Genomic DNA, 1,388 nt, shown 5'->3' with positions numbered 1-1,388 from the left:
TCATTGATGTATTAAAACAACAAATACAGACCACAAAAGAAAAAATAAGAAATCATATTAATAGCGATCCTGATTTAAAGAAAAACAAAGCGTTGCTGGAAAGCATACCTGGAATTGGTGAAATACTGAGTGCGAGTTTACTGGCTTATATCGGTAATATGTCAAAATTTAGCAACAGTAAAGAAGTCGTGGCCTATGTTGGTCTTAACCCAAAACTGCATGAGTCTGGTTTATTTAAAGGACGTAGTCGCCTATCAAAACGAGGTCATACAGAGCTCAGAAAAGCATTATACATGCCGGCTTTATCTGCCATTTCCTGTAACCCTATAATAAAAGCACAGTGGCAGCGGCTCGTATCACGTCACAAAGGAGGTAAAGTAGGCATCTGTGCGGCAATGCGAAAATTACTCCAATTAGCTTATGGTGTCTTAAAATCTGGCATCCCCTTCGATGAGAATATAGCTCTTGTATCATGATAAGAAAGACGGTATCTGATGTTGGCCGGTTACTTTGGCTGGCAGGGATATCAAACCCATCGGGAAACGTTACGTCAGGCCGCGATACGGGCGGCATGGCGGGCACAGCAACAGGTGCAAACCTCCCCGGCGCTGCGCTCGCCGTGGCATGACACACCGCGATTGATGCCGTTTATCAGCGCCTGCGCCGAACGCTGGCAAAAAATCCCGCTTTCGCTGGCAGGCTGGCGCTTTAAAGAGGCGCAGTGCGTACAGGAAGGCACATTACGGCTGGCGTACAGCAAACCCGCTGGGGCCACCGTGGGCGATTTCGCTTACCGGGTGAAGCAGGTTTACGCCGGGCAAACGACACCGTATTTCAATTTACCCGGTCAGGGCGACACCGGCGGGTTTAGCCAACCGGTGACCTTCACCATCTCGCCGGATACGCGCGCCTTGCCGGAGGCGGATAATCAGATACAGCGATTAACCACCTTTGCGCAGCGGATGCGCTTGCCGATTAACCTACAGGAAGAGGATAACCGTCAGGTGAGCGCTAACGGCGAAGAGCGGATTTTGCCGTGGCGCCGTTTTAGTTTTTCACTGGAAACCACCATCCCCCCCACCCTGCTGTTTGATGAACTGGACGATCTGGGTTTACGCCTGCACGTCATCACGATCACGCTCAATCAGGGACGTTTAAGTTACCGGATGGAAGGAAAATTATATGCAAAATCATAAACGTGCTCTGTTTATTGCGGCGTGGGTAAGCACAGCAGCTTATGCCGAAACACCGCCGGTAATGGAAGAATACACCCTGCAACGGCTAGGGCAGATACAGGCCGAAACCGTCCTGCTGGAAGCCAAAGCCGCCCGCGCCCGCATTGAGGCTGTCGCAAAAGCTCATGTTATCGATTAAAATTTGCTTTATTC

3 protein-coding genes are annotated in these 1,388 nt (G+C 49.9%); all 3 read left to right on the top strand.

Annotated elements, in window-relative coordinates:
• Positions 1 to 476: transposase (locus CBG25_RS06370; RefSeq protein ID WP_290604276.1), on the top strand; the 476-nt coding region annotated here is incomplete at its 5' end.
• 18 nt (positions 477 to 494) lie between these two features.
• Positions 495 to 1,196 (top strand): type 4b pilus protein PilO2, encoded by a 702-nt coding sequence (gene pilO2 / locus CBG25_RS06365; RefSeq protein WP_290605405.1) that lies wholly within the window; start codon positions 495 to 497, stop codon positions 1,194 to 1,196.
• A complete protein-coding gene (locus CBG25_RS06360; protein ID WP_290605403.1) occupies positions 1,183 to 1,374 on the top strand; it encodes a hypothetical protein in 192 nt (63 codons plus the stop codon). Before pilO2 ends, CBG25_RS06360 begins: the two co-directional genes overlap by 14 nt.
• Positions 1,375 to 1,388 lie beyond the last annotated feature (14 nt).

The sequence above is a fragment of the Arsenophonus sp. ENCA genome (assembly GCF_002287155.1).
In the GTDB taxonomy this organism is placed as follows: Bacteria; Pseudomonadota; Gammaproteobacteria; order Enterobacterales; family Enterobacteriaceae; genus Arsenophonus; species Arsenophonus nilaparvatae.
Note: the sequence above shows the minus strand (reverse complement) of the source record. Positions and strands in the feature narration are given on the sequence as shown.

Excerpts from the sequence above, each read along its gene's own strand:
- CBG25_RS06360 (WP_290605403.1), top strand. The coding sequence starts at position 1,183 with ATGCAAAATCATAAACGTGCTCTGTTTATTGCGGCGTGGGTAAGCACA.
- pilO2 (WP_290605405.1), top strand. The coding sequence starts at position 495 with ATGTTGGCCGGTTACTTTGGCTGGCAGGGATATCAAACCCATCGGGAA.